The sequence below is a fragment of the Gallaecimonas xiamenensis 3-C-1 genome (assembly GCF_000299915.1).
GTDB classification, from domain to species: Bacteria; Pseudomonadota; Gammaproteobacteria; order Enterobacterales; family Gallaecimonadaceae; genus Gallaecimonas; species Gallaecimonas xiamenensis.
Genome location: NZ_AMRI01000020.1, coordinates 61,183 through 86,784, shown reverse-complemented (window position 1 = coordinate 86,784; position 25,602 = coordinate 61,183). Strand labels below are relative to the sequence as shown.

Here is a 25,602-nt window from a genome sequence, read left to right as displayed (position 1 = left end):
CGCAGCTCCTGGGTGCTGACGGTGCCATCAGCCAGGGCCTCGACTGCCTCACCATCGATGCGTTTTTTGATAATGGGCGGCGGTGGCAGGGGAATTTTACGCAGCTCCTGGGTGCTGACGGTACCGTCAGCCAGGCTGGCGGTATCCAGGCTTTCCAAGCGCTTTTTGATGATGGGCGGCGGAGGCAGGGGAATTTTACGCAGCTCCCTGGTGCTGATACCGCCTTCCAGGCTCAGCTCTTCGCGGACGGCCGGGGGCAGGGCGGTGCTGTGGTAATGGCTGACGGCGTCGCTGGGGGCCAGGGTGCCCGGGCCGGCCAGGGTGTCGGTGGCTTCGAAGCGGCGGGGGGCGTCGTTCATCTGGCCCCTGGGGTTGCCGCTTTGGGGCGCCATCAGGAAGCTGCTGCGCAGTTTGCCGAAATACCAGTTACCGTCTTTTTGTACCAGCAGATGGCCTTCCTCGTCTTCGAACCAGTTGAGGAAGGGGCCGCCCTTGAGTTGGGCGTGGATCTCGGTGCCGTCGGCCTGGCGCAGCACGTGGGTTACCGGCGCCGGCGATATGGCCATCGCTGCCGTTGGGGCCAGCCAGAGGCTGGTGATAAGGGTCCTGATTTTCATCTTCCGCTGTCCTTGTTTTGGGTAAGAGGTTGCAGCGGCAAGAGAGGGGGAGTGCTTTACCTTAACCTGTAATGACGCAAAAACAAAAACCCCGGCAGGGCCGGGGTTTGCTGGGGTGACGCTAGTGTCACTTGTCGCCGTGCTGGTACAGGTGCACGTCCCGCTGGGGGAAGGGGATCTCGATACCCTTGGTGTCGAAGGTTTTCTTGACCGTCTCCATGGTGTCGAAGAATACCGGCCAATAGTTGGCCGCATCCACCCAGGCCCGCACCGTGAAGTTCACCGAGCTGTCGGCCAGCTCAGACAGCACCACCATGGGCGCCGGGTCCTTGTGGATGCGGGTATCCGCGTCCAGCAGTTCCTTGAGGGTGGCTTTAACCTGGTCGATATTGGCCCCGTAGCTAACCCCGAACACGAAGTCGACCCGGCGGGTGGCTTCGGCGCTGAAGTTGATCAGGCTGTCGTTGGACACCTTGCCGTTGGGGATGATCACCCTTTTGTTGTCTGGGGTGGTCATGATGGTGTTGAAGATCTGAATTTCTTTGACGGTACCGGAGTAGCCGTTGGTCTGGATAAAGTCGCCCACCTTGAAGGGGCGGAAGAACAGGATCAGCACACCCCCGGCGAAGTTGGCCAGGCTCCCCTGCAGGGCCAGGCCAATGGCCAGGCCGGCGGCACCGACGACGGCAACGAAGGACGTGGTCTCGATACCTACCAAAGAAGCCACGGAGATCAGCAGCAGGATCTTGAAGATGATGCTGACCATGTTCCTCAGGAAGTGCCGCAAGGTCGCCTCAACCTTGCGCGACTCCATGCCCTTGTCCACTACCTTGGCAAAACCCTTGATAAGCCACAGGCCCACCAGCAGCACTATGATGGCCAGCACCAGCTTGGGCGCGTAGGCCATAACCAGCTCGATGCCTTGGTCTACGTACTTATCAGCATCTTCAATCTTGAGCATTTTCAATCCCTTTAATCATTTATCCGGCGATATCAGCATGGGTCAGCGCTTGGCAATCGTCAATGTCGCAGCCCGGTGGCCACGGCAGTGGATGCAGCACTGGCCACCCCAGTATAATGAGCCACCATGAACGACATCTTGCTTGAAGACGACATCCGTTGGATGCGCCACGCCATGACCCTGGCCGATAAGGCCGCCGCTGCCGGTGAAGTGCCGGTGGGAGCGGTGCTGGTGCGCGACGGCCAAATACTGGGGGAAGGCTACAACCTGTCCATCAGCTGCCACGACCCCAGCGCCCACGCCGAAATGCAGGCCATACGCCAGGCAGGCCCGGCGGCCCAGAACTACCGGTTGTTGGATACCACCCTCTACGTCACCCTGGAGCCCTGCGCCATGTGCGCCGGGGCCATGGTACACGGCCGGGTCAAACGCTTGGTGTTTGGCGCCCGTGACGCCAAGACCGGCGCTGCCGGCTCGGTGATGGACATCTGCCGCCACCCGGCCCTTAATCACCAACTGGAGGTGACATCAGGGGTACTGGAGGCGGACTGTGCGGAGCAGTTAAGCGGGTTTTTCAGGATGCGCCGGGCCCAGAAGAAGGCCGACAAGGCGGCTCAGGCAGCGGCCTCGGCCGACCGCTGCAATTGCGTCAAGGAGTGAATGCGGTTTCGGTGCAGGTTACGTTTGTGCAAGCGTTTCATCTTGAGGTGGCGGCGCCAGTCGTGGCCCCGGATGTTGCGTTTTTTCTTCAGTAGGGATGTACGGCGTTTGAGCATAGAACCTCCTGGGCGCTTCCATGGCCGTTATTTCCGCCTGAGGCGGTTATTCTTCCCTTCATAGATAAGGCCTTTCCCAGGATTTTTCAATCCTGGGGCGCTACTTGTTCCAGGCTCGGCTCCCCTTCGGCGGCGGTTTGCTGGGCCTGGGCTTCCTGCTGGGCCTGCAACTTGGCCAGTTGCTGGTCATGGAGCCACACCAGGGTTTCGTAGTAACGGCGGATGTTGTCCACGTACTTGACCGGCTCGTCGCCCCGGGCGTAGCCGTGGCGAGTTTGGCTGTACCAGGCCTTTTTGCGCAGCAGCGGCAGGCTGTCTTTGACGTCGGCCCAGGCGTTGGGGTCACCACCGCGTTTTTCGGTGATGCGCCGGGCGTCCAGCACGTGCCCTTCGCCGACGTTGTAGGCGGCCATGGCAAACCAGACCCTCTCATGGGCCGGGATCGACTCGGGCATGCGCTCAAACAGCTGGTGCAGGTAGTTGGCACCGCCGCGAATGGACTGCTCAGGGTCCAGGCGGTTGTTGATACCGAGAAAATCGGCGGTGGCCAGGGTCAGCATCATCAGGCCCCGCACCCCGGTTACCGACACCGCGTTGGGGTTCCAGTGGGACTCCTGATAGCTCATGGCGGCCAGCAATCGCCAGTCAAAATCCCCGGCGTACTTTTCAAAGCTCTGCTGGTAGCGGGGTAGCTTGCGGTCTACGGCGCGGATAAAGGAGCGGGTGTCCACGTAGTCGAAGGTGCGCACGTGGCCGTAGTACTTTTCTTCCAGGCGGGCGATGACACCGGTCTGGGTCATCTCGCCAAAAAACTCAATCAGCGCCGCATAGAGGCTGTCGTCGTTGTTTTTGGGGAAGGCCCAGGCCACCGGCTGTTCGTCGGCCACCGTAAAGCCCACCATCAAATCCGGGTAGAAGCGGCGGTTTAGGGCCAGGTTGGAAGAGTCCGCCACCGTGTAGTCCAGGTGCCCGGCCAGTACCTGTTGCAAGAGTTCGTCCGAGTCCATGTCGGAGGTTTCCGACCATTTCAGCTCCGGGTGGCCCTTGGCTACCTGGGCCAGGCGTTCGGCGTGGGCCGAGAAGGCCATCACCATCAGGCTGCCGCTAAGATCGTCAAAATCCCGGGGGCGGCGGTTACCGCGCTTGTACACCAGCTTCTGGCTCACCGCCTGGTAGGCGGGGGCAAAGCGAAAATGGGCGCGGCGCTCGTCGGTCACGCTAAGGCCAGCCGCCAACAGGTCGTATTCGCCCTTTTCCAGCTTGGGGAAGAGTTCGGTCAACGAATAGGTGGGCTCTATTACCAACTTCACACCCAGGTAATCGGCGAACATGGCGGCCAGTTCATAGTCCAGGCCCGCCGGGCCGTCGGCCGCTTCGTAATAGGTGGTGTCGGAAAAGCGTGTGCCCACTCTCAGCTCTCCTCGTTCGAGGATGCTTTCCAGTTGGCTGCTTTGGGAAGGAGTCTGGGGGCTGGTGTCTTGGCAGGCCGCCACAAGGAGCACCAGAGCCGGCCAAAAGCCCCGCCATTTGGTCGTGATTCTGCTCATCTGGTGGCGTTTATATCAGATGTTGGTAAAAGCGCGAAATCTAACCGATCGTCTGGATGGGAAAGCAAACGTTTTTCCTCTATAATGCGGCGCCCGAGAACTCCCTCAGTCTGCCCAGGTGACCAATGCCGATCCAAATCCTGCGAGGCGCTCCCGCCCTGTCCGAGTTTCGACTGGAAAAACTGCTGGCGGCCTGCCGCGCAGCCCAGCTTCCGGTAAGCCAGATCTCCACCCGCTTCGTGCATTTCGCCGAGCTGACCGACACCCTGACCGACGACGAACAAGTGCGTCTGGAAAAGCTGCTGACCTACGGCCCGCGCCTGGCAGCGGCCGACCTGGACGGCCTGAGCCTGGTGGTGGTACCCCGTCTGGGCACCATCTCCCCCTGGTCTTCTAAAGCGACCGACATCGCCCACAACTGCGACCTGGGTAAGATCAAGCGCCTGGAACGGGGCATCCTCTACCAGTTGGATGTAACCCTGGCTGAAGCCGATGCCAAGATCTTCAAGGCCCTGGTGCACGACCGCATGGTAGAAGCGGTGCTGGCATCTGAAGCCGACGGCGAGGCCCTGTTCAAGAAGGCCCAGCCCAGCCAGCTGGCCAGCGTCGACATCCTGGGGGAAGGCCGCGCCGCCCTGGACAGCGCCAACCAGCGCATGGGCCTGGCCCTGGCAGACGACGAAATCGACTACCTGGTAGAAAACTTCAAAGCCCTGGGCCGTAACCCCAACGACATCGAACTCTATATGTTCGCCCAGGCCAACTCCGAGCACTGCCGCCACAAGATTTTCAACGCCGATTGGACCATAGACGGCGTGGCGCAGCCCAAGTCCCTGTTCAAGATGATTAAAAACACCTTCGAGCAAACCCCGGACTATGTGCTGAGCGCCTACAAGGACAACGCGGCGGTAATGACCGGCTCCACCGCCGGCCGTTTCTTCCCCGACCCCGGCAGCAACGAATTTGCCTACCATGTGGAACCCATCCACATCCTGATGAAGGTGGAAACCCACAACCACCCCACCGCCATTTCCCCCTTCCCTGGCGCCGCTACCGGCTCCGGCGGGGAAATTCGTGACGAAGGGGCCACCGGCGTCGGCGCCCGCCCCAAGGCGGGCCTGTCTGGCTTTACCGTGTCCAACCTGCGTATCCCAGGCTTCGAGCAGCCCTGGGAGCAGGATTTTGGCAAGCCGTCACGCATCGTCACCGCCCTTGACATCATGACTGACGGCCCCCTGGGCGGCGCCGCCTTTAACAACGAATTTGGCCGCCCGGCGCTGCTGGGTTACTTCCGTACCTATGAAGAAGAAGTGAACTCCTTCAACGGCCTGGAAGTGCGCGGCTACCACAAACCCATCATGATCGCAGGGGGCCTGGGTAACATCCGCGAAGAGCACGTGCAAAAGGGCGAGATCCCGGTTGGCGCCAAGCTTATCGTGCTGGGTGGCCCGGCCATGAACATCGGCCTTGGCGGCGGCGCGGCATCCTCCATGGCCTCCGGCCAGTCTGACGAAGACCTGGACTTTGCCTCGGTGCAGCGCGACAACGCCGAAATAGAGCGCCGCTGCCAAGAGGTGATTGACCGCTGCTGGCAGCTGGGCAATGCCAACCCCATCTGCTTTATCCACGACGTGGGCGCCGGTGGCCTCTCTAACGCCTTCCCCGAGCTGGTCAACGACGGCGAGCGTGGCGGCAGCTTTGAGCTGCGCAACGTGCCCAACGACGAGCCGGGTATGAGCCCGCTGGAGATTTGGTGTAACGAATCCCAAGAACGCTACGTGCTGGCGGTGCCGGCCGACAAGCTGGCCCTGTTTGACGCCATCTGTGAGCGCGAGCGCGCCCCTTACTCTGTGGTAGGCACTGCCACCGAAGAGAAGACCTTAAAGCTCAGCGACAAGCACTTTGGCAACAACCCCATCGACCTGCCGCTCTCCGTGCTTTTGGGCAAGCCGCCCAAGATGCACCGGGATGTAGAAAGCCGCAGCGCCGCCGGTAACGAACTCAAGTTCGACATCAGCGTGCAAGAGGCGGCCGAGCGCCTGCTGCGCCTGCCCACCATCGCCGAGAAGACCTTCCTTATTACCATCGGCGACCGCTCCGTGGGCGGCCTTACCGCCCGCGACCAGATGGTTGGCCCCTGGCAAATCCCGGTGGCAGACGTGGCCGTTACCGCCGCCAGTTTTGACACCTACTACGGCGAAGCCATGGCCATGGGCGAGCGCACCCCGGTGGCGCTTTTGAACCACGCCGCCTCTGCCCGTTTGGCGGTGGCTGAGTCCATCACCAACATCGCAGCCAGCGCCATTGGTGATTTGAAACGCATCAAGCTCAGCGCCAACTGGATGGCCGCCGCCGGCCACCCCGGCGAAGACGCCGGCCTTTATGAAGCGGTGAAAGCCGTAGGCGAAGAGCTGGCCCCGGCCCTTGGCATCACCATACCGGTGGGTAAGGACTCCATGTCCATGAAGACCCAGTGGGACGGCAAAGCCGTTACCGCGCCGCTGAGCCTTATCATCACCGCCTTTGGCCGTGTTGAAGACGTGCGCAAAACCGCGACCCCGCAGCTGAAAACCGACAAAGGCGCTACCCGCCTGCTGCTGATTGACCTTGGCGCCGGCAAGCAGCGCCTGGGCGGCAGCTGCCTGGCCCAGGTCACCCGCCAGTTGGGGGTTGAAACCCCGGACTTGGACGACGTAGCGGCCTTTAAAGGCTTCTTCCACGCCGTGCAAGAGCTGCTGCTGGACGGCAAGCTGCTGGCCTACCACGACCGCTCCGACGGCGGCCTGTTCGTGACCCTGGCCGAGATGGCCTTTGCTGGCCACGTGGGTATCGACGCCGATATCAGCGCCCTGGGCGGCGACGCCATGAGCGCTCTGTATAACGAAGAGCTGGGCGCCGTTATCCAGGTGCGCGAAGAAGACCTCGACGCTATCAACAAGGTGCTGGCCGGCCACGGTATCAAGCACCTGGTGCACGACATCGGCACCTTGAATGGCGACGACACGGTGCGCTTTAGCAAAGACGGCGCCCAAGTGCTGGCCGCCAAGCGCGGCGTGCTGCGCGGTATTTGGGCCGAAACCACCCACCAGATGCAAAAGCGCCGCGACAACCCGGTCTGCGCCGACGAAGAGTTTGCGCTGAAAACCGACGACAGCGACCCCGGCATCAGCCCGGTGCTAACCTTCGACATCAAAGAAGATGTGGCCGCCCCTTACATCATCAAAGGTGTGCGCCCCACCATCGCCATCCTCCGTGAGCAGGGCGTTAACTCCCAGCAGGAAATGGCCGCTGCCTTTACCCGCGCGGGTTTTCGCGCCATCGACGTGCACATGTCCGACATCCTCTCTGGCCGTGAAGATCTCACCAAGATGCAGGGCCTAGCGGCCTGTGGCGGCTTTAGCTACGGTGACGTGCTAGGCGCCGGCGAAGGCTGGGCCAAGTCCATCCTCTTTAACGAGCGTGCCCGCGCCGCCTTCGAGGCCTTCTTCGGCCGTGGCGACACCCTGGCCCTTGGCGTCTGTAACGGCTGCCAGATGATGTCCAACCTCAAAGACATCATCCCCGGCGCCGAGCACTGGTCCCGTTTCGTGACCAACCGCTCCGAGCGCTTCGAAGCTCGGGTTGCCACCCTGCTGCTGGAAAAGACCCCGTCGCTGTTCTTTACCGGCATGGAAGGGGCCCGCCTGCCCATCGCCGTCAGCCACGGTGAAGGCCGCGCCGAGTTCGTAGATGACGCCCACTTCGCCGCCCTTAATGGTTCCGGCAAGGTGGCTGCCCGCTACGTGGACAACCATGGCCAGGTCACCGCCCAGTACCCCCTGAACCCCAACGGCTCACCGGAAGGTATTGCAGCGCTCACCACTTTGGACGGCCGCGTCACCATCATGATGCCGCACCCCGAGCGGGTACACCGCACCATCGCCCATTCCTGGCACCCCGAGGAGTGGGGCGAGAATGGTCCTTGGATGCGGATGTTCCAGAATGCACGGAAGTCTATTGGCTAACGCCACCTGACAATAAAAAACCCGCCTTGCGCGGGTTTTTTATTGGGGGAGTGGTGGAGGTTTGGGGGTTCTGTTCGGGGTTTGGTTGAGACCTGATAGTTCCTTTATACGCAGGGGGGCGCCCCTGCACGCGCCCCACTTTTGTTTCGGCAAAAGTGGGCAAAACCATTGCCCTGCGTTCCGCTTGACCCTCGCCTCCAGTCGCTTACCGAGGTCGCTGCACACGGGCATCCTGCCCTTCTTCCGCTCGCTCGGCCTCCCTGCCTCGCGTCCTCTCACGCTCCCTACGGCTCAGCGCTGCACTTAACGGGCGGAAGAGCGGGCAGCTTCGATATACTCCTGAACTACCCGCCATCAATGGCTTCGCAAGTCCTATACCTGTTGTCTGTGTCGTCCATGCCGCAAATTTCATTAAAAAGTAAGTTCAAAAGTTGACCGATGCTTTGGACTGGCTTAGACTCATTTTGTGGCTCATTTGAGACACGTCTGCCAGTTAAATGACATTTCATACAAGTGAATTAGCGTTAGGCACGCCAATTTTGATAACCAAAGCGGAGGAGACCGGGATGAAAAATGTAAAAGTGCAATCGAACTCGAGATAATTCTATCAGTGCAAGTGCATAGATGATGAGTGCAAGCAGATTAGCTTGATTTTAAAGAATTTTATTTGCCTGCAGCATTGAGGATAATTTCATGCTACGCAAGCGTAAGGCTGTGTAGGTGAATGACAATGCTAGTGGGAAGGAGAATTTTTATGTCAACTCAAGGGTCCGAAATGGTCCGCGCAAGAGTGGACGCGAAATTGAAAGCAGAGGCAGCAAATGCTCTCGATGCGATTGGTCTAACCATTTCAGATGCGATTCGGGTGTTATTAACTCGCATCGTTGAAGAAGGGGGACTACCACACGCCTTGGCCACAAGCCAGGAAAGCTATGACAGGTATCTGGATGAAAAGTTGGAAAGTTGGATGAACCGACGTTCTAAGTTGGCAGAACCAGACGCTGTTGATGCTTTGAGAAAACGCGCTGTCTCCTAACTAAGAGGAGGCTCGGCTATGCCGGCAAGTAAGATCGACTGGAGCGAGTTGGCGCTCCAGCAAGTGGTAAATAGAGAAGATGATTTGTTGTTTGAACAAGGGATAGCTAAAGCTAAAAAATGGCTGAATGAAGTATTTGAAGCTGAGGACCAGATAAGAAACCACCCTCATTCTGGAAGCAAGTCCTGCCAGCACAATGGGCTTGAAGCGCGTTGGGTTTATGTAGGAAAGCATTATCGAATGCATTACACCGTTGATGAGAATAGTGTTGTTGTTATAGAAGAGGTAAGGCATAAAAAATTATTCTATTGAATTACCATGTGAAATTGTAATTAAAAGAGCTCATGGCTCAAGGTGTTAATTGTGCTTTCATGAAAGCACTGAATTCTTATCCATTCGAAAGTACTTCAATGGCTATTTTATGGAAAATTATTAGTATTGCTTTGAGATGATCTTCAATGTGGTTATGGTCAAGTTGCAAGATAAATATTTATCCAACATTACGGCCTGGTACGATACGATTTAATTCTGATATTGAGTGTTCTACAATTGTCATGAAAATTTTATCTTAGGTTGTTTACAGTTGTAATTTTATTTTTCAGGGCGGTTCGTTAGCTGCTCGAATACATGTCATTTATTGATAATATTTTTCTATTCTCACCTCAATTTTTCCCGATGATACAAGTTATTCATTGTGCTTCTTGGCTAGTGATTTTTCTTCTATGCATGTTGACCTTGCCGAACTCTCACATCAAATCATCCCGGAGCGCATGCAGGGGCGCCCCCCTGTGAAGAAAAGAACTCAAGGGGACACCCACGTTGAGTTTTCAACAATATCAGGTGCTTGGATGGCTGCTGAGCGGAGCTACTGCTTGTTCGGGTACAAACAACCTTGCTAGTGGATGCTATTCCGCCTGTTAGGTGAAGCGCTGAGCCGCCGGGAGATACTCAGCAGGACACTATTTTTGAATCTTTTTTAGATCAACTCCTTACCAATTACAGGGCGAAGCTGCAGAGAGTTTCAAGGGGACACCCACTTTTAGTTCCTAACTAAATCAGCTAGTTGTATAGCTTCTGGGTGGAGCTACTGCTTGTTCGGGTACAAACAAGCTTGCTAGTGGATGCTCTTCCGCCCGTTAAGTGAAGCGCTGAGCCGCCGGGAGTGAAGGGGCAGCCGAGACAGGAATGGCAGGGGGCCGCCCAGGTGCAGGTTCATACGTGCCGGGAGCGCGTATGAACCGATGCACCGGGAACGACCAGGTGAAGAATAAGCGACAAACCTGTATGGAACAGGTTTGAACATCGCTTGCGATGGCCCGAAGGGCGAAGACCAGGGATGGTCTGAGTAAACGTGGGCGCTGGTTTTGCCTGGGAGGCCCCGCCTACTTTTGCCAAAACAAAAGTAGGGCGCATGCAGGGGCGCCCCCCTGCAAACAAATAGGCATGCGCTCGCAGGGTATATCCCATCTCCGGGGAGATCGCGCCAGTGGGTGCAGGAGCCGACAAATAGCGTGCGTGCCGCAGGCATACCATTCCGTACACCCTCCGTACAACATTGCCATCGTTGTTGGTGATCTTTTATACTGTTCGGGTTGTACGGAATGGCTCCGTACGGGGAGGGTGTGATGGCGACGACGCGGTTGGATATCCGGCTGGACGAGGAAATTAAGGCCAAGGCGGAGAAGGCGACGGCTTTGTTGGGGCTGAAAAGTTTGACCGATTATGTGGTCAAGCTGATGGACGAAGATGCCTCAGAAGTGATTGCCCAATACGAGAGCATGACGGTAGATAGCACCGTCTTTGACCGCTTTATGGAGGCTTGCGACAAGGCTGACGCGCCGAACAAGGCATTGCGTGAGGCGGCGGCTTTTACCAAGGACAGCGGCTTCTAAATGGCCTGGGCCAGGCACTTTGTCGAGCTGGACAAGGCCCTGCACGACAGGGCCAGCTTTGACTGCGGTGAGCCGGAGCTGAACCTCTTTTTGCGCCAGTTTGCCGCCAAACACATGCAGGCGCGGGTGAGCCGGACCATGGTGCTGCCCGCCCTTGAGCCGTTGCCCAATCAAAAACTCCCTGTTTGCGCCTTCTACGCCATAGCCCCGGGCGCCATTCGCCGCGACACCTTACCGGCCGCCCTTGCCAAAAAACTGCCCCATTACCCGGTGCCGGTGTTCCTGCTGGCGCAACTTGCCGTACACAAGGCCTTTCATGGCCAGGGGCTGGGTAAAGTCAGCCTGATCAAAGCCCTTGAGTACCTCTGGCAAATCAACGCCCATATGCCCGCTTATGCGGTGCTGGTGGATTGCCTGAACCCAGAGGCCCAGCGCTTTTATGCCAAGTACGGCTTTGAACTGCTGTGCGAGGTTGAAGGCCGCACCCGCATGTTCCTGCCCATGAAAACCCTGGCCCAGCTTTTTAGCCGCTAAGTGAAGGGGGGAATGGGAGCCTGCATCAGGCAGAGATATAAGGCGGCCATAACAAAGTAACCCGTCTGCCGGGGCGAGACCCGGCGTACAAATGAACTTTAAGATAAAGAGCAAACCCCAATGAAACTCAGCGCTCCCGAACTCAGAATGCTCCGGCTCTGCCTGCAAAGGGCGATGCGTGAGGATGAAGCAGCGCTTCACACTCTAAAGCCAGGCTCAGATGCACATGCTGAACTTGGCAACGATCTGATGCTGATGGAGGTACTGCTAAGTAAGATGAATGCAGGGCTAGAAAAGCCATAGGCAGCTTTTCGGATCAGACCTCGATAAAGTCATCGTCCCCTTCTGTTGTGCTTGTTTGGCGTTTAAATATGGTCGTGTCGTCTAACTTAGGCCAAGACAGTTCTAGGCTGTCAATCAACGTATCAGTTTCAGCCCATGCAACGACGCGTATAGAGGATGAAGTTGACCAGGAATTGCCATCCCAGAAGCTAAAGTCAAAACCGCCAAAGCCGGTGCCGTATCGCAGTGCAACCAAATAAACCCCTGATATGGGGGGAGGGCAATGCTGCCAGTTGCTTGAATATGCTGTTTTCATTCCCTTTACGTGCCCCTAAATTCCGCTATTCAGCCCGCTGGTCATCAAAGTAACGGCTCAGCTGCTCGCGGGTAGCGGTGAGCTTTTCGGTTACAGAGGGCTGGGCCTTTTCAGCAATCTTGTCATCCAGGTAAGCCATCGCCTTTGCATAGGGAAGGTAGCGGTAGTCCTAGTGCTTTTCTTCGATAACAGGGTAGGCTGCTTTCACGTCTATAAGGGAGATGCCCCGATAGACCACAACCTTCACATCGTAATCTCTTGGCCTGCTATCGCCATGGGCTTGCCATTGCCACCACTCGTTACCCAGCACCTCTGTGGCTGTTACCTGGGGGCCGAATGCCTGATAGCTAAGTACCATCATCTGCTGGTCTCGGTTTACTGCGCAGGCGGCAATGAAAAGCGCTGACAACGCCAGGGGCAGGTATCGCTTCAGCATTTTCTGTTTTCCATAGGGCTGCTCGACTGGATAGAGCCGAGCCTACAACCAGCGCCCGGCTTTACCAAGCCGAAGCTATGGGCAATGTACTCAGGGTTTATGCCTGCAACACCGAGATAGTGCCAACGCTCAGTACTCATGGTGCCAAATCTTGGAGCACTGTGGCTTTATGGCAGGGTAACTTGGGCAGCCTCCCTTCGGCTGGTACACTGCCAACTCTATGAAAACTAACCGATGTCGGTGCCGTACCTTGCCCACTGGACAGTGGGCATGGAGCAACCAGGGAGCGTAGTTGATGTCCATCCTCACGGCTTTTAAGGAAGAGTTGAGCCAGGCCATTGCGGCCTATCTTGATCGCCAGCGTGATTTTTTTGCCGACCATGAACTCCGTATCTTGGACTTTCACTTCTACCCCTGGAATGACGGGCAGCTGTTGGTGAGCTGCCTGGTGGTGGGGGAGGAGCAATGGCAGCAAAAAGCCCGGCCTGCCTACGCCCATTACATCACCGACTGGCAGTTCGGCATGTTCAGCAACGCCAATGGTCACCGCCCGGACGAAATCGACGAGGTGGTCTACAAGTATTGGGGTGCCAGCCAGGCCGGTATTCCGGGTGAGCACATCAACCTGGGGCTGAGCTTTGACGAACTCTTTCGCCTCTTTGCCAGTGCCCTGAAGTCGGCGCCGGTAACGGCAGCCATTGCGCGCTACCGGTTGTCGCCCGAGTTCGAGGTGCGCCTGGTGGACCCGGACAACGAGGAAAAGGACTACCTGCAATTGGTTGACGGGCACTGAGCCCCGTTTACGGCCGTCTGTTTTTAAAGCCCCTTATGGGGCGCCAAGGCGTAAACCGGCAGCCATCAGCCAATACCCCACCAGGGCATATCGAATACGCTAAGATCCCCCATCAAAACCACAGCAAGCCGAGCAGCGCCATGAGCATCACCCGCATCAATCCCGGCCAACGTTGGTCCGATATCACCGTTTTCAACGGCATTGCCCACTTTGTGGAGGTGCCGGAATGTATTGAGACCGACATGGAGAGCCAGACCCGGGCGGTACTGGCCCAGGCCGAGGCGAGCCTTGCCAAGGTGGGTAGCGACAAGGGCCGGCTGCTGTCGGTCACTATCTATGTCACCGACTTTGCCGAGGTGCCGGCCCTGAACGCCGTCTGGGACGCCTGGTTTGCGCCGGGCACGGCGCCGAGCCGGGCCTGCGTCAAGGTGGCACTGGCCGACCCGGCCTGGAAACTGGAAATGGCCTTTGTGGCCGCCGCCGAGGGGCGGCCTGGCTAAGGCCCGGGTGCCGTTATTGCTCGGGTCCGTATTTGCTGTGCAGTTCCTCGACGGTGAGCCTTTGGGCTTTGCCTTGCAGGACCAGGGGCTGGCCGTTCAGGCTCAGGGTGATGCTGGCGTTGAGCTCGGTGGCGTAGGCCAGTGCCACATAAGCCTGGGGCGGCGAGTAGGCGCAGCTGCCCGGGGCAATGGTGAAGGCGCTGTCGAGGTTGTCGCGAAAATAGTCGACCTGCAGCTCCCCAAGCTCAGCCTCCAGGGGCGCTTCGCCGAGGTTCAACACCACCAGCTCCGCCACAAACTCCAGGAAGCCGTCTGCCAGCAGTTCGTTCAATTGTGCCTGCTGCTCGGCACCGTTCAAGGGGCTGTCTTTGGGCACCCGCTCCGGCCCCAGGCTAATCACTAGCCTGAGCACTGCGCCCTGTTCGGCAACAAAGTGCTCAAACTCGAAATAGGGCGAGTAGATAACGGTGGTGTCGCCTGTGGTGCTTTGCATAAAGCCCTTGCGCCAAAGTTCGGCGGCCTGGGCCTCGGTGAGCCTGTCCATGGTCATTCTCCTTTTTCAACCGGGTCAGGGTAACGCCAGGGCTTTGTGCTTGGCAAATCCTGGCCCCGGCACCGGGCTAGGGCTGGCTGTTGGCCTCCACGGCAAGCTGGCCCAAGGCCTGCAACAGGGCCTGGACCTTGGCCGGTGGCTGGACCGCCTTGGAATAAAAGGCGTAGAGCACCAGGTCGGCTGGGGGTTTGTCCAGGGCCAGGGACACCAGGCGGCCCGCCTTGAGGTGGGCCTGGCAATTAAAGGCGGGCAGTATGGCCAGGCCCAGGCCTTGTAAAGCCAGGGCCAGGGCCAGGTTACCGCTGTTGACCCTGTAAGGGGAACTGACGGCCAGTGTTTGCGGGCCTGCCTCGCCCTCGAAACGCCAAGGGCGGCTGCCAAGGGCGCTGAGGGTGGTGATGCAGGGGTGATCCGCCAAGGCCTGAACGCTGGCCGGCGTACCGTGGCGGGCGATAAAGGCGGGGGAGGCCACCACCAGGCTTGGCTGGCGCAAGATGCCTTTGGCGACCCAGTCGCTGTCGGGCAAGGTGCCCCGGCCAAAAGCCAGCACCAGGTCGAAGCCGTCCAGTAGGTCGGCCTCGCCGCTCAGGCTGGTTTCGACGCTAAGGCTGATGCCGGGATGCTGCCGGCAAAAGCCGGCCAGGGCGTCGGCCAGTAGCGGCAGATCCGGCATGCAGATCCTAAGTTGCCCCGCCAGGCTGCCGGCGCCGCTGCACACCTGCTCCAAGGCCCTGTCCAGGGCGCCGGTCAAAGGCTTGGCCGCCTCATAGAGCCGAACCCCGGCCTCGGTGGGCTGCATGCGCCTGGTGGTCCTGTCCAGTAGGCGCACCGCCAGTTGCGCCTCCAGCAGGGCCAGGTGGCGACTGACATTGGAACTGGGCAGGCCTAGCTGCTGGGCGGCCTTTTTGAAACTGCCGCACTCGTAGATCTGTAAAAAGCTCAGCAGCCAGCGCTGATCGATCCGCTCTATCATCAAAAAATCCCATATTTAAGGATAATGAATCCAAATTACCCTTATTTATCTCGACTTTTGATTTTATAAGACTGTCGCCCTGTTTTCTCAATGGAAGGTTGATAGGGATGAACCCCAAGGCAATGCCCAAGTGCTGGCTGCTGTTAGGCTGTATGACGCTTTTTCTGATGGCCCTGGACGGCTTGATACTGGTGCCCTTCGGGGCCGCCATCGCCACCCAGGCCGGGGTGGGGGCCGGATCTGCCGGTTACCTGACCGGCGCCTATGCCCTGGCGGCGGCGCTCAGCTCCCTGTTACTGGCCCGCTTCCGAGTTTGGGGCGGCAACAACCAGGCCCTGGTGCTGGCCAGCCTGCTGGGGCTGGGGGTCAGCACCCTGTTGTTTACGGCGGTGCAGGCCTTCCCTGCCTTGCTGGCCCTGCGCGCCCTGGCCGGGTTCAGCGCCGGGGTGTTGGCGGTGGCCAACCTCAGGTACCAGTTGCTGGTGGGGCAGGGCGCCGAGATCAAACAGCGCAGCGCCAAGCTGCTCAGCATGTATCCCCTGGCGCTGACCCTGGGGGTGCCGGGCCTACTTTGGCTGAGCGGTACCCAAAACTGGCGTCTGGGATTGCAGCTGCTGGGCGGCCTTTGCCTGGTGCTTTGCCTGGCCTGGGCTTGGGCGCCAAGACAACAGGGGACCCAGCCGGGCCAGGCTGGTGCTCCGGCTTTGGATAGCCGGGGGCGCCGGCGCCTGGCGGTGGCGGCCTTGCTGGTGTTTGTCACTGTGCTGGCCACCTTTGTGATGTCAACCCAGTTACCGGTGATGCTGGTGCAGCGCCTGCACAGCAGCGACAGCCTGCTGCAACTGAGTTACCTGGCAGGGGGCGCCGGCACTGTATTGCTGATGCAGGCCTATGGCCGATATGCCCAGCGCCTGGCTTTCCTGCCGCTGATGCTGGCGTTGTCGCTGTTGATGGTGGCCAGCAGCGCCCTGGCTCTGTTCAGCCTGTCGAGCGCCTTGGCTGCCGCCATGTTCGTGCTGTTTATGATGGCCAGCGCCACCCGCACCCTGGTGGTGGTGTCGGAAGTGCTGGCCGGTGCCGACGGCGCCGAGCGGCCCAGGCTGGTGGCCTTGCAGAATGCCTTGCAACACGGGGCCGTGGGTGTCGGCGGGTCCTTGGGCAGCCTTGCCCTTAACCATGGGCTGCCCGGCCAACTGGCCTACCATCAGCTGTTGGCCCTGGGGGCTGTACTGACCTTGCTGGGGCCGGTTTGTGTCTGGCTTTGGCACAGGGCCAGGGGCGCCCTGGCGACCGTGGCGGGCCCCGCCTGAACAGGAAAAAGGGCTGCCGGTAGAGGGCAGCCCTTGGCTGGGCGCAGTCCTGGGAGCGGCGGCGTTGCTGGCACTGCCAAGCCCCTGATGCCCGGCCCGGCGGGGTCAGGAGCCTTTTTCTCCCTTGTTTTCCTCGAACCAGACATCGATGCGCTGGCCGTAGTCGGCGGGGGCCTTGCGTTTGACCCGGCGGGCGATGTCCAGTAGGGTCTGCTGGGCCAGGGCCTCTTCCATCCGCTGCTGGGCCGCCTGCATTACCGCATGGACAGAGCAGGTGTCCGCCACCGCCCAGTCCGGGGTGCAGTTGCCGAACAGGGCGCAGTTCTCACGGATATTGCGACACTCGAAGATGGCCTTGTCGCCGTCAATGGCCTTGACCACGTCCAGCACCGTTATCTCATCGGCGGGCCTGGCCAGCTTGAAGCCGCCCCTGGGGCCAGAGGTGGCCTCCAGCAGCTTGGCCTTGGCCAGCTTGGTAAAGACCTTGGCCAGCAGCTCGGCCGGTACCCCTTGCAGTTCTGCCAGGGTCCGGGCATTGGCTTCGCGGCTCTCGCCTTTGCTGTCATCCACCAAAAAGAGCAGGCAATGCAGGCCGTATTCCACCCCTGAACTGTAGAGCGCCATCTTCATCTCCGATTAAAGTCATCTGCGATTATTTTTGTCGCCAATGAAAGGATCGCAGTTTTGCCCGGCGATGTACAGCCCGGGAAAAATCCCCTGTGATCCCTGCTTTTGCGAGTAATTCCGGTGCTGATAACCCGGCCTGACCCATGTCCTGGTCGCTTTTTTCGCGATCTAAAAAGATCTTGATCTCAAAATTAACGACAATTATAGTCGGAAATGTTCGGGGTGACTGATGCCCTGACGGGAGTCGCCTCGGGCCACTTTGCCCCCTTGAGCTTCTCGGTTATGCAGCCCATTTCCATTTGGAGTTACACCATGAAAAAGCGCATTTTGATCATCGGCAGCGGCTTTGCCGGTATGTGGAGCGCCCTGAGTGCCACCCGTCTGCTGGACCAGCACAACCGCGACGACGTGGACGTCACCGTACTGGCCCCCCAGGCCGAACTGCGGGTCCGCCCCCGTTTCTACGAGCAGCAGGTGCACCGCATGGTGGCGCCCTTGGCCGAGCTTTTTGACGCCGTCGGGGTGACCTTCATCAAGGGCTTTGCCAAAGAGATCGACGTGGCCGCCAAGGCGGTGCGCTACCAGGACCAAGCCGGTGAGGTTACCAGCCTGGCCTACGACAAGCTGGTGCTGGCCTCTGGCTCCAAAGTGATTCGCCCGGCCCTGCCCGGCATGAACCATGTCTTTGACGTGGACGAGCTGGACCAGGCCGTGCGCCTGGAGACCCATATCCAGGCCCTGGGCGAGCAGCCCGAGTCCCTGGCCCGTAACACCGTGGTGGTGGCCGGCGGCGGCTTTACCGGTATCGAAACGGCGGCGGAAATGCCTGAGCGCCTGCGTGCCGCCCTGGGTGCCGACGCCAAGACCCGCGTTATCATCATCGACAAGGCCACCGAAATTGCCGCTGCCCTGGGCCAAGGCCCCCGTGGCGCCATCGTCGATGCCAGCGAGGAGCTGGGCCTGGAGTGGCTGCTGGGCCGCACCGTTGCCAGCGCCGACGCCGACGGCGTTACCCTGGATAACGGCGAGCGCATCGACGCCAAGACCGTGATCTGGACCGTTGGGGTGCGGGCCGACGCCCTGACCGAGCAGATCCCTGCCGAGCGCGACAACTTCGGCCGCCTGCACGTGGACGACAACCTCAAGGTACTGGGCCTGGACGACGTCTTTGCCACCGGCGACACCGCCTACGCCAAGACCGACGATGCCGGTAACCACGCGCTGATGTCCTGCCAGCACGCCATTGCCCTGGGCCGCGCCAGTGGTAACAACGCTGCTGCCAGCCTGCTGGAGGTTGCTCCCCATCCTTACCGCCAGGAAATGTACGTGACCTGCCTGGATCTCGGTGCCTGGGGCGCCATGTACAGCGAAGGCTGGGACCGGGAAGTGAAGATGGTCAAAGACGAGGCCAAGCAGCTCAAGTCCCAGATCAACAGCGTCTGGATCTACCCCCCCGCTGCCGACCGGGCCCAGGCCCTGGCCGCCGCCGACCCCAGCATCCCGGTGGTCGCCTAAATAAAAAACGCCGGCTTATGCCGGCGTTTTTTTGCCTTAACTCAGGCCCAGCCCAGTTCGGTCACCAGGCTGTGCTGCTGGCCCGGGGCCAGGGTTACGGCGTCGCCGCCGACATTGGCCGCCTCCAGGCACAGCATCTGCCGGTAGCCGTCATCCGGGAACTGGCCGAGGGCCTTGGCCTTGTCCACCCAGGGGTTCCACAGCACCAGGCTGTGGCTGCCTTCGCGCTTGACCCGGATAAGGCCCTGGCCGGTGTCTATCTGTTGCAAAGGCTGCTGGCATTGGTACTGGCGGTCCAGTTCCCGGTCGATACGTACGGTACCGGCCTGGGGCAGGGGGCCTGTGCCCGCTTCCCAGTACTGGCTGCCATCGAGCCCCAGTACCTGCACCTGGTCGATATCCGGCACCGGGAAGTAACTGTGCAAGGCCTGGGTCAGCAGCAGTGGGCTGTGGCCTGTGTTGTCGGTGGTGAGGGTCAGGCGGGCGGTTTTGCCCAGCACCATCACCAGGCTCAGTTCGCAGCTGTGGGGCCAGTGCTGCTGGGGCAGGGCGTCCATGGGCAGGCTGAACTGGATTATCACTTCCCCGTCTCTGTCTTCCACATCCACCAGGTGCCATTCGCAGGTGCGGGCGTAGCCGTGGGCCGGCGCTTCGGGGCTGGGCTTGTTATTGCCGAACCAGGGCCAGCATACCGGCACCCCGCCGCGGATGGCCCGGCCCCTGGCGAAGTCCTCACTGGGGGACAGCCACAACAGCGGCCCTTGCCCCTTGGGCTGGAAATGGGTCAGGTGCGCTCCTTGCAGGAACACCCGGGCGTCACACAGAGGCGAATGAATGTCGAGGTAGGCCAGGCCACTGGCGGTTTGGCCGGTGCTGACCGAAGGGGGTAGGCTCATGCAGGCTCCCTTGCGCAATACGAGCCCCATTGTGCAAAGGGCCGGGGCCGGGGGCAAGGGTGGTCGCGCCAAAGTGGCCGTTGGTCCTCTGACCTGACTGACGGCCTGTCGCAAATCTGTTAGCGTCCAGTGACTTGTCTGTTGTTTTGGGGGGCCGATGGCCGCCGATACTTCCCTGTCCCGCCGGGACCTCAAGGTGCTGGGGCTGTCCGCCCTGGGGGGCGCCCTGGAGTTTTACGACTTCATCATCTTCGTGTTTTTCGCCAAGGCCATAGGCCAGCTGTTCTTTCCCCCGGACATGCCCGAATGGCTGCGCCAGTTGCAGACCTTCGGCATCTTTGCCGCCGGTTACCTGGCCCGGCCCCTGGGGGGCCTGGTCATGGCCCACTTCGGGGACCTTCTGGGGCGCAAGAAGATGTTCACCCTGTCCATCTTCCTGATGTCGGTGCCCACCTTGCTGATCGGGCTCCTGCCCACCTACGCCAGCTGGGGTTACGGGGCGGCCATCGCCCTGGTGCTGATGCGCATGCTGCAAGGGGCCGCCGTCGGCGGCGAGGTGCCGGGGGCCTGGGTGTTCGTGTCCGAGCACGTCAAAAAACACCATGTGGGGCTGGCCTGCGGCAGTTTGTCGGCGGGGCTGGTGGGGGGCATTTTGCTAGGCTCCTTGATGAGCGTCTTTATCAACAGCCACTTTGCCGACCAGCTCTTGGACTGGGCCTGGCGCCTGCCGTTTCTGGTGGGGGGGCTGTTTGGGCTTTTTGCCGTTTACCTGCGCCGCTACCTCCATGAAACCCCGGTCTTTGCCGAGCTGCAGGCCCGCCAGGCCCTGGCCCGGGAGCTGCCCCTGAAACTGCTGCTGCGGGGCCACAAGAAGGGGGTGCTGCTGGCCATGGGGGTGACCTGGATCCTCACCGGCGCCGTGGTGGTGGTGGTGCTGATGACCCCCACCTTGATCCAGGCCCAGGCCGGCATCGGTGCGGTAGACGCCTTCAAGGCCAATGCCCTGGCCACCCTGACGGTGATGCTGGGGGCGGTGCTGTCCGGCCATTTGAGCGACCGGCTGGGGCGCGGCCCGGTGCTGGCCGCCTGGAGCCTGCTGCTGGTGCTCAGTTACGGGCTGATGATGGCGCTGCTGCCGGCCATGCCCGGCGCCCTATACGGCCTTTATGCCCTGGCGGGGCTGGGGGTGGGCATTACCGGGGTGATCCCGGCGGTGGCGGTCAGCGCCTTTCCCGCCGAGGTGCGCTTTACCGGCCTGTCCTTTTCCTACAACCTGGCCTACGCCATTTTCGGCGGCTTTACCCCTATCCTGGTGTCGCTGCTGGTGGCCTGGCACTCCTTGGCGCCGGTGGGCTACCTGGGGGCCCTGGCGGTACTGGGGGTGGCAATGGGCCTGGCCCTTGGGCGGGGCAGAAGCAGCTGAGCTACCCTTAGGCTGAAGTTGCTGCCGGGAGTAAGGATATGACGGTTGCCAGCATCATGGCCGCACGGCCGGTTTCGGTGTCCATGGACGCCAGCCTGGCCCAAGTGCGCACCCTGTTTGATACCCACCCCTTCTACCATCTGCCGGTGCTGGACGGTGCCGGCTGTGTCGTTGGCCTGATGAGCCGGACCGACTACCTGGCCAACCTCAGCCCCTTCCTCAATACCCCGGCCGAGCGCAGCCTGGACCGAGACATCATGCTAAGGCCGGTGCACCAGTTTATGAGCCGCCAGGTGCCGCTGCTCAGGCCAGAACAACCCCTGCTGGAGGCGGCCCAGGTGATACTGGCCCACCATTTCAGCTGCCTGCCGGTGGTGGACTCGGAGCAGCGCCTGCTGGGGGTGTTGTCGTGGAAGGATCTGTTGCGGTTTGGCCTGAACCGGCCCCGGGCGCCGGCGAAGGCAGAGGCTGGCTGACCACCCTGTTGCGCCCCTGGTGTTTGGCCTGGTAGAGGACCTTGTCGGCCCGCCTGGACAAGGCGGCCAGGTCGTCCCCGTCCTCCCCCTGCGCCACCCCGAAAGACGCCGACACGCTGATGGCCATGTTGTTGAACCAGACCGGCTCGGCGCGCAGGGCCCTGCGCAGGGTTTCTGCCAGGGCCCGGGCCTGGGCCAGGGCGGTGCCGGGCAGGAAGATCACAAACTCCTCGCCGCCGAAACGGCCGAAGATATCCCCCTGCCTGATCCGGGCCGTGACCACCTGGGCCACTTCCATCAGCACCGCATCGCCACCGGCATGGCCATAGTTGTCGTTGATCTGCTTGAAGTTATCCAGGTCCATCATGATGCAGCTCAGGGGTGTGCCCTGGCGTTGGTGCTGGGCCAGGGCCTTGTTGGCAAAGGCCAGGGCGCAGCGGCGGTTGTAGATGCCGGTCAGGGCGTCCTGGGTGGCCAGTTGCCGCAGCTTGACGGTGGTGCGCTCGGCGCAGATCAGGAAAAAGCCCACCGTCAGCAGGGGCGGGGCCAATACCAGCACGAAGGTGGTGAGGGTCAGGGCCGGTGACTGGGTGGGCAGGGTTTTGTAGCCGTAGTCGCCAGCCAACCAGCCCAGCACCAACCGGGTAATGCTGACCAGGATGATGGACAGGAACAGCAGGGTCATCACCCCCACATGGGCCGAGGGGCGCTTGCGCCAGCCTTGCAGGCAATAGCTGAAGGCCAGGGTCCACACCACCACGGTCAGGGCCATCAGGATCAGGATACGGTAGCTGGAGGTGCCCAGCACCAGTTCGGTGTAGTAGAGCAGGGCGGTGCTCAGCACTATGGAGCCCAGCATCAGCCCCAGGTGTTGGCGCTGCTTGAACAGGCTGGCCAAGGCCAGGGCATAACCGCAATAGGCGCTGGCAAACAGCAGGTTGCCAACAACCAGGGACCAGGCCAGGGGCAGTGTGCCCCGGGTGGAAAAGAGGCCGTAGGCGGCCCCCATCAGCAGGTTGGCGCCGGCCCAGATCCGCATCTCCTTGCGGTATTGCTCGTCCCTTTGCAGGCTGGCGATCAGCATCCACAATCCCTTGACGCCCAACAGGGCGCTAAGGGCGACCAGGGATGTGACGAGGTCGATATGCATAAGTGAATGTCTTGCAACCATTTTCCTCAGTGTAACTGCTATTGGCGCCAGGGAAAGCCGGCCTTGGCCAGAGGGCAAAGCGATAAGCCTAATCGCCATTCTGTTATTGATAATTATTATCATCTAAGGCTAGGCTGTGATCATCCCCTGCTGTTGGAGTTGATGATGGACAAGGCCTTGCCCCAAGGCACAATGAGCCCCGGCCAGCGAAGGCTGCGCCTGTCGCTGCTGGGCCCGGCCTTTATCGCCGCCATCGGCTACATAGATCCGGGTAATTTCGCCACCAATATCCAGTCCGGTGCCCAGTTCGGCTACAGCCTGCTGTGGGTGCTGCTATGGGCCAACCTGATGGCGATGCTGGTGCAATGGTTGTCGGCCAAATTGGGGGTGGTGACCGGCAAAAACCTGGCCGAGCACCTGCGGGACCGGCTGCCCCACAAAGCCCTGGTGTGGCTGTATTGGTTGCAAGCCGAGGTAATTGCCATGGCCACCGACCTGGCCGAGTTCGTCGGCGCCGCCATCGGCTTTAAGATCCTCTTGGGGGTCAGCCTGCTGGAAGGGGCCCTTATCACCGGTGCCCTGACCTGGGCCATGCTGATGCTCCAGGGGCGGGGCCAGCCGCTGCTGGAAAGGGTGATAGGGGCCTTGCTGCTGCTGGTGGCGGCGGCCTTTATTGTCGAGCTGTTTTTGTCCAAACCAGCCCCGGGGCCGCTGCTGGAAGGGGTGCTTATCCCGGGCCTTGCCAACAGCGACGCCCTCTACCTGGCGGCGGGGCTGCTGGGGGCCACCGTTATGCCCCATGTCATCTACCTGCACTCGGCCCTGACCCAGCACCGCTACGGTAAAAACGTGGCCCAGAGCCTTAAGGCCACCCGTTGGGACGTGGCGGTGGCCATGACGGTGGCGGGCTTTGTCAACCTGGCCATGGTGGCGGTGGCGGCGGCTACTTTCCATAGTGGCGGCCAGGCCCAGGTGGCGGAGATTGAAGAGGCCCACCAGATGCTGGTGCCACTGCTGGGTCAGGGGGCGGCCACCCTCTTTGCCCTTAGCCTGATCGCCGCCGGGCTGTCGTCCACCGTGGTGGGCACCCTGGCCGGGCAGGTGGTGATGCAGGGCTTTTTGCACATTTCCCTGCCCCTGTGGCTAAGGCGCCTGGTGACCATGCTGCCGGCCCTGGCGGTGATTGCCCTGGGCTGGGACCCAACCCGCATCCTGGTGGCAAGCCAGGTGGTGCTGAGCTTCGGTATCGCCCTGGCGCTGGTGCCGCTGCTGCGCCTGACCAACGACAAGGCCCTGATGGGGCCCTGGGTCAACAAACCTCTGACCCGGGCCCTGGGCTGGCTGAGCGTGCTGGTGGTGGTGGGGCTGAACGGTTACCTGTTGCTGCACCTTGGTCTTATTGGCGAAGGTTAGGGGCGCTCAGGCTCCGGTCCCCGTCCGCCGGCGGCGTCCATTGATAGATCCAGGTTTCACTGAGGGCCTTACTGCCCTTGGCTAGGTAAAGACGCAGATCGATAGGTGCCTGCCCTGCCGGCGGCACCAGGTCGAAGCGGGCCCGGTAGCCGTCGTGGCCGGCAATGGGCCTGACCGACACCAGCTCCACCTTGCCGGCCGAGGCGCTGACCCTGGCCTCAAGGCCCGGGTCCTGGCCCAGCATCTTGAAGACATCCCCTTTGAAATCCACCACGAAGCGGTGGCTGTAATGCTGGCGCTGCTGGCCCACCACGCCGCCCATGCCGCTGCGGGTGGCGCTGACCGTGGCCAGGGGTGGCCGCACCGGCCCCTGGTTGCCCCAGTAAAGGTTGTAGCTGTAAAGCAGTTCCTGGCCGGGCTGCACCGGTTTGGCCGGCTGCCAGAAGGCGACGATGTTGTCGAAGGTCTCATCCTGGGTGGGGATCTCGGTGAGGGCCACGGCCCCCTTGCCCCAATCCCCCAGGGGTTCGACCCAGAGGCTGGGGCGTTTGTCGTAGAAGACGCCGTCGTCCTGGTAATGGTCAAAGTTGCGGTCCCGTTGCATCAGGCCAAAGCCCTTGGGGGATTGGTCCAGGAAACTGTTGAAGCGCAGGCTGGCGGGGTTGGCCAGGGGCCGCCACAGCCACTCGCCGTTACCGCGCCACAGGGCCAGGCCGTCGGAGTCGTGGATCTCCGGGCGCCAGTCCCAACCGGCGCGCCTGTCGTTTTCTCCCACCTGGTACATGCTGGTCAAAGGCGCTATGCCCAGGCGTTCTATGGCCTTGCGGGGATAGAGGGCGGCATCCACCCGCATCAGGGTGGGCTCTCCCGGGGTGATGACGAAGTGGTAGGCGCCGCTGATGCTGGGGGAGTCGAGCAGGGCGTAGAGTTCGGCGCTGTCGTCCTGGCCCTGGGGCCTGACCAGGTAAAAGCGGGTAAAGCGGGGAAACTCTTCCGGGCGGGGCAGGGCGGTGTCTACCGCCAGGCCCCTGGCCGACAGGCCGTACTGCATGCTCGAGCCCACCGCCCGAAAATAACTGGCGCCAAGGAAGGACACCAGATCCCGCTGCCAGTCGGTCTGGCCGTGCAGGCGAAAGCCGGCAAAGCCCAGGTCGGCGGGCAGCTTTTTACCGTTCAGGCCGGACTTGCCGTAGTCAAAGAAGCGGCTGTTGTAGGAAATCTCTTTGGCGCTGCCGTCCACCACTTCAAAGAGCCGCACCGGGGTGCGGGCATACATGCCCAGGTGGAAAAACTCGGCGCGAAAGTGGCTGGGCAGGTCCTGCCACAGGGCCGCCCTGTGTTTGAAGCTGATGGCCTGGTGTTGGTCCCAGTCCAGTTTGGCCAGGGCCTTGGGCAGGGTGTTTGCAGGGGCCTGGTAGTCCTGGCCGGCCAGGGCGCGGGCCTGGCCCTTGAGCTGGGCAAAACTGAAGGGGTCGGCAAGGGCCCCGGCGCTAAGCAGGGGGGCGGCCAGTGCCAGGGCGGGCAACAAGGACTTCATAAGGGCTCCTTAACAACGACTGCGCCGGTCACTAT

Annotated in this window: 23 protein-coding genes; 13 read left to right on the top strand and 10 right to left on the bottom strand. The window is 61.0% G+C overall.

Going from position 1 to position 25,602, the window contains the following annotated elements:
• Together B3C1_RS13965 and B3C1_RS13960 are read right to left on the bottom strand one after the other, a co-directional pair.
• On the bottom strand, positions 1 to 617 hold a 617-nt coding region (locus B3C1_RS13965; RefSeq protein WP_008485599.1), incomplete at its 3' end, for a hypothetical protein.
• Between the two features lie 127 nt (positions 618 to 744).
• Positions 745 to 1,578, bottom strand: coding sequence for a mechanosensitive ion channel family protein (locus B3C1_RS13960; protein WP_008485598.1), 834 nt, complete (start codon positions 1,576 to 1,578; stop codon positions 745 to 747).
• A 126-nt stretch (positions 1,579 to 1,704) separates the two neighbouring features.
• On the opposite strand from B3C1_RS13960, the gene tadA reads away from it, so the two are divergent.
• Positions 1,705 to 2,238 (top strand): tRNA adenosine(34) deaminase TadA, encoded by a 534-nt coding sequence (tadA, locus tag B3C1_RS13955; RefSeq protein WP_008485597.1) that lies wholly within the window; start codon positions 1,705 to 1,707, stop codon positions 2,236 to 2,238.
• A gap of 202 nt (positions 2,239 to 2,440) precedes the next feature.
• Here tadA and mltF read toward each other — a convergent pair whose 3' ends face one another.
• The gene (mltF, locus tag B3C1_RS13950) at positions 2,441 to 3,901 is read right to left on the bottom strand and encodes a membrane-bound lytic murein transglycosylase MltF (protein ID WP_008485596.1); all 1,461 of its coding nucleotides are present in this window, start codon (positions 3,899 to 3,901) and stop codon (positions 2,441 to 2,443) included.
• A 131-nt stretch (positions 3,902 to 4,032) separates the two neighbouring features.
• Here mltF and purL point away from each other — a divergent pair, with 131 nt between their 5' ends.
• The 5 genes from purL to B3C1_RS13925 all read left to right on the top strand — a co-directional run bounded on the left by purL (position 4,033) and on the right by B3C1_RS13925 (position 11,367).
• Entirely contained in the window at positions 4,033 to 7,905 is a 3,873-nt protein-coding gene (gene purL, locus B3C1_RS13945; RefSeq protein WP_035482236.1) for a phosphoribosylformylglycinamidine synthase, read from the top strand.
• 754 nt (positions 7,906 to 8,659) lie between these two features.
• Positions 8,660 to 8,941, top strand: coding sequence for a type II toxin-antitoxin system RelB/DinJ family antitoxin (locus tag B3C1_RS13940; RefSeq protein WP_008485593.1), 282 nt, complete (start codon positions 8,660 to 8,662; stop codon positions 8,939 to 8,941).
• Positions 8,942 to 8,959: 18 nt separating this feature from the next.
• Positions 8,960 to 9,253 (top strand): type II toxin-antitoxin system RelE/ParE family toxin, encoded by a 294-nt coding sequence (locus B3C1_RS19870; protein WP_083858350.1) that lies wholly within the window; start codon positions 8,960 to 8,962, stop codon positions 9,251 to 9,253.
• A gap of 1,313 nt (positions 9,254 to 10,566) precedes the next feature.
• Positions 10,567 to 10,833 carry a type II toxin-antitoxin system TacA family antitoxin gene (locus tag B3C1_RS13930; RefSeq protein ID WP_008485590.1) on the top strand — a complete coding sequence of 89 codons (267 nt, stop codon included), beginning with the start codon at positions 10,567 to 10,569 and terminating at the stop codon, positions 10,831 to 10,833.
• The gene (locus B3C1_RS13925; RefSeq protein ID WP_008485588.1) at positions 10,834 to 11,367 is read left to right on the top strand and encodes a GNAT family N-acetyltransferase; all 534 of its coding nucleotides are present in this window, start codon (positions 10,834 to 10,836) and stop codon (positions 11,365 to 11,367) included.
• Positions 11,368 to 12,134: 767 nt separating this feature from the next.
• Here B3C1_RS13925 and B3C1_RS13915 read toward each other — a convergent pair.
• A complete protein-coding gene (locus B3C1_RS13915; RefSeq protein ID WP_008485586.1) occupies positions 12,135 to 12,401 on the bottom strand; it encodes a hypothetical protein in 267 nt (88 codons plus the stop codon).
• 295 nt (positions 12,402 to 12,696) lie between these two features.
• On the opposite strand from B3C1_RS13915, the gene B3C1_RS13910 reads away from it, so the two are divergent.
• Together B3C1_RS13910 and B3C1_RS13905 are read left to right on the top strand one after the other, a co-directional pair.
• Complete coding sequence (locus B3C1_RS13910) at positions 12,697 to 13,194, top strand: hypothetical protein (RefSeq protein WP_008485585.1); 498 nt, start codon at positions 12,697 to 12,699, stop codon at positions 13,192 to 13,194.
• Positions 13,195 to 13,334: 140 nt separating this feature from the next.
• Positions 13,335 to 13,694, top strand: coding sequence for a RidA family protein (locus B3C1_RS13905; RefSeq protein WP_008485584.1), 360 nt, complete (start codon positions 13,335 to 13,337; stop codon positions 13,692 to 13,694).
• 13 nt (positions 13,695 to 13,707) lie between these two features.
• Here the strand turns inward: B3C1_RS13905 and B3C1_RS13900 are convergent, their stop codons facing one another.
• Entirely contained in the window at positions 13,708 to 14,238 is a 531-nt protein-coding gene (locus B3C1_RS13900; RefSeq protein WP_008485583.1) for a hypothetical protein, read from the bottom strand.
• A 76-nt stretch (positions 14,239 to 14,314) separates the two neighbouring features.
• Positions 14,315 to 15,220 (bottom strand): LysR family transcriptional regulator, encoded by a 906-nt coding sequence (locus B3C1_RS13895; protein ID WP_008485581.1) that lies wholly within the window; start codon positions 15,218 to 15,220, stop codon positions 14,315 to 14,317.
• A 107-nt stretch (positions 15,221 to 15,327) separates the two neighbouring features.
• Between B3C1_RS13895 and B3C1_RS13890 the strand changes: the two genes are divergently transcribed.
• Complete coding sequence (locus tag B3C1_RS13890) at positions 15,328 to 16,530, top strand: MFS transporter (protein WP_008485579.1); 1,203 nt, start codon at positions 15,328 to 15,330, stop codon at positions 16,528 to 16,530.
• A gap of 105 nt (positions 16,531 to 16,635) precedes the next feature.
• On the opposite strand, the gene B3C1_RS13885 is transcribed toward B3C1_RS13890, so the two are convergent.
• The gene (locus B3C1_RS13885; RefSeq protein WP_035482231.1) at positions 16,636 to 17,154 is read right to left on the bottom strand and encodes an RrF2 family transcriptional regulator; all 519 of its coding nucleotides are present in this window, start codon (positions 17,152 to 17,154) and stop codon (positions 16,636 to 16,638) included.
• 315 nt (positions 17,155 to 17,469) lie between these two features.
• Here B3C1_RS13885 and B3C1_RS13880 point away from each other — a divergent pair, with 315 nt between their 5' ends.
• Positions 17,470 to 18,672 (top strand): NAD(P)/FAD-dependent oxidoreductase, encoded by a 1,203-nt coding sequence (locus B3C1_RS13880; RefSeq protein ID WP_008485577.1) that lies wholly within the window; start codon positions 17,470 to 17,472, stop codon positions 18,670 to 18,672.
• A 41-nt stretch (positions 18,673 to 18,713) separates the two neighbouring features.
• Here the strand turns inward: B3C1_RS13880 and B3C1_RS13875 are convergent, their stop codons facing one another.
• Positions 18,714 to 19,568 (bottom strand): D-hexose-6-phosphate mutarotase, encoded by an 855-nt coding sequence (locus B3C1_RS13875; protein WP_008485576.1) that lies wholly within the window; start codon positions 19,566 to 19,568, stop codon positions 18,714 to 18,716.
• 157 nt (positions 19,569 to 19,725) lie between these two features.
• Between B3C1_RS13875 and B3C1_RS13870 the strand changes: the two genes are divergently transcribed.
• Positions 19,726 to 20,991: an MFS transporter gene (locus tag B3C1_RS13870; RefSeq protein WP_008485575.1), complete on the top strand. Its 1,266-nt coding sequence runs from the start codon at positions 19,726 to 19,728 to the stop codon at positions 20,989 to 20,991.
• Between the two features lie 38 nt (positions 20,992 to 21,029).
• Positions 21,030 to 21,467 carry a CBS domain-containing protein gene (locus B3C1_RS19865; protein ID WP_083858349.1) on the top strand — a complete coding sequence of 146 codons (438 nt, stop codon included), beginning with the start codon at positions 21,030 to 21,032 and terminating at the stop codon, positions 21,465 to 21,467.
• On the opposite strand, the gene B3C1_RS13865 is transcribed toward B3C1_RS19865, so the two are convergent.
• On the bottom strand, positions 21,349 to 22,617 hold the full coding sequence (locus B3C1_RS13865; RefSeq protein ID WP_008485573.1) for a GGDEF domain-containing protein: 1,269 nt from the start codon (positions 22,615 to 22,617) through the stop codon (positions 21,349 to 21,351). The two genes, B3C1_RS19865 and B3C1_RS13865, sit on opposite strands and share 119 nt — an antisense overlap.
• A 162-nt stretch (positions 22,618 to 22,779) precedes the next feature.
• Here B3C1_RS13865 and B3C1_RS13860 point away from each other — a divergent pair, with 162 nt between their 5' ends.
• On the top strand, positions 22,780 to 24,030 hold the full coding sequence (locus tag B3C1_RS13860; RefSeq protein ID WP_419177200.1) for an Nramp family divalent metal transporter: 1,251 nt from the start codon (positions 22,780 to 22,782) through the stop codon (positions 24,028 to 24,030).
• Here the strand turns inward: B3C1_RS13860 and B3C1_RS13855 are convergent.
• On the bottom strand, positions 24,014 to 25,567 hold the full coding sequence (locus B3C1_RS13855; RefSeq protein WP_008485571.1) for an OpgD/OpgG family glucan biosynthesis protein: 1,554 nt from the start codon (positions 25,565 to 25,567) through the stop codon (positions 24,014 to 24,016). The two genes, B3C1_RS13860 and B3C1_RS13855, sit on opposite strands and share 17 nt — an antisense overlap.
• Positions 25,568 to 25,602 lie beyond the last annotated feature (35 nt).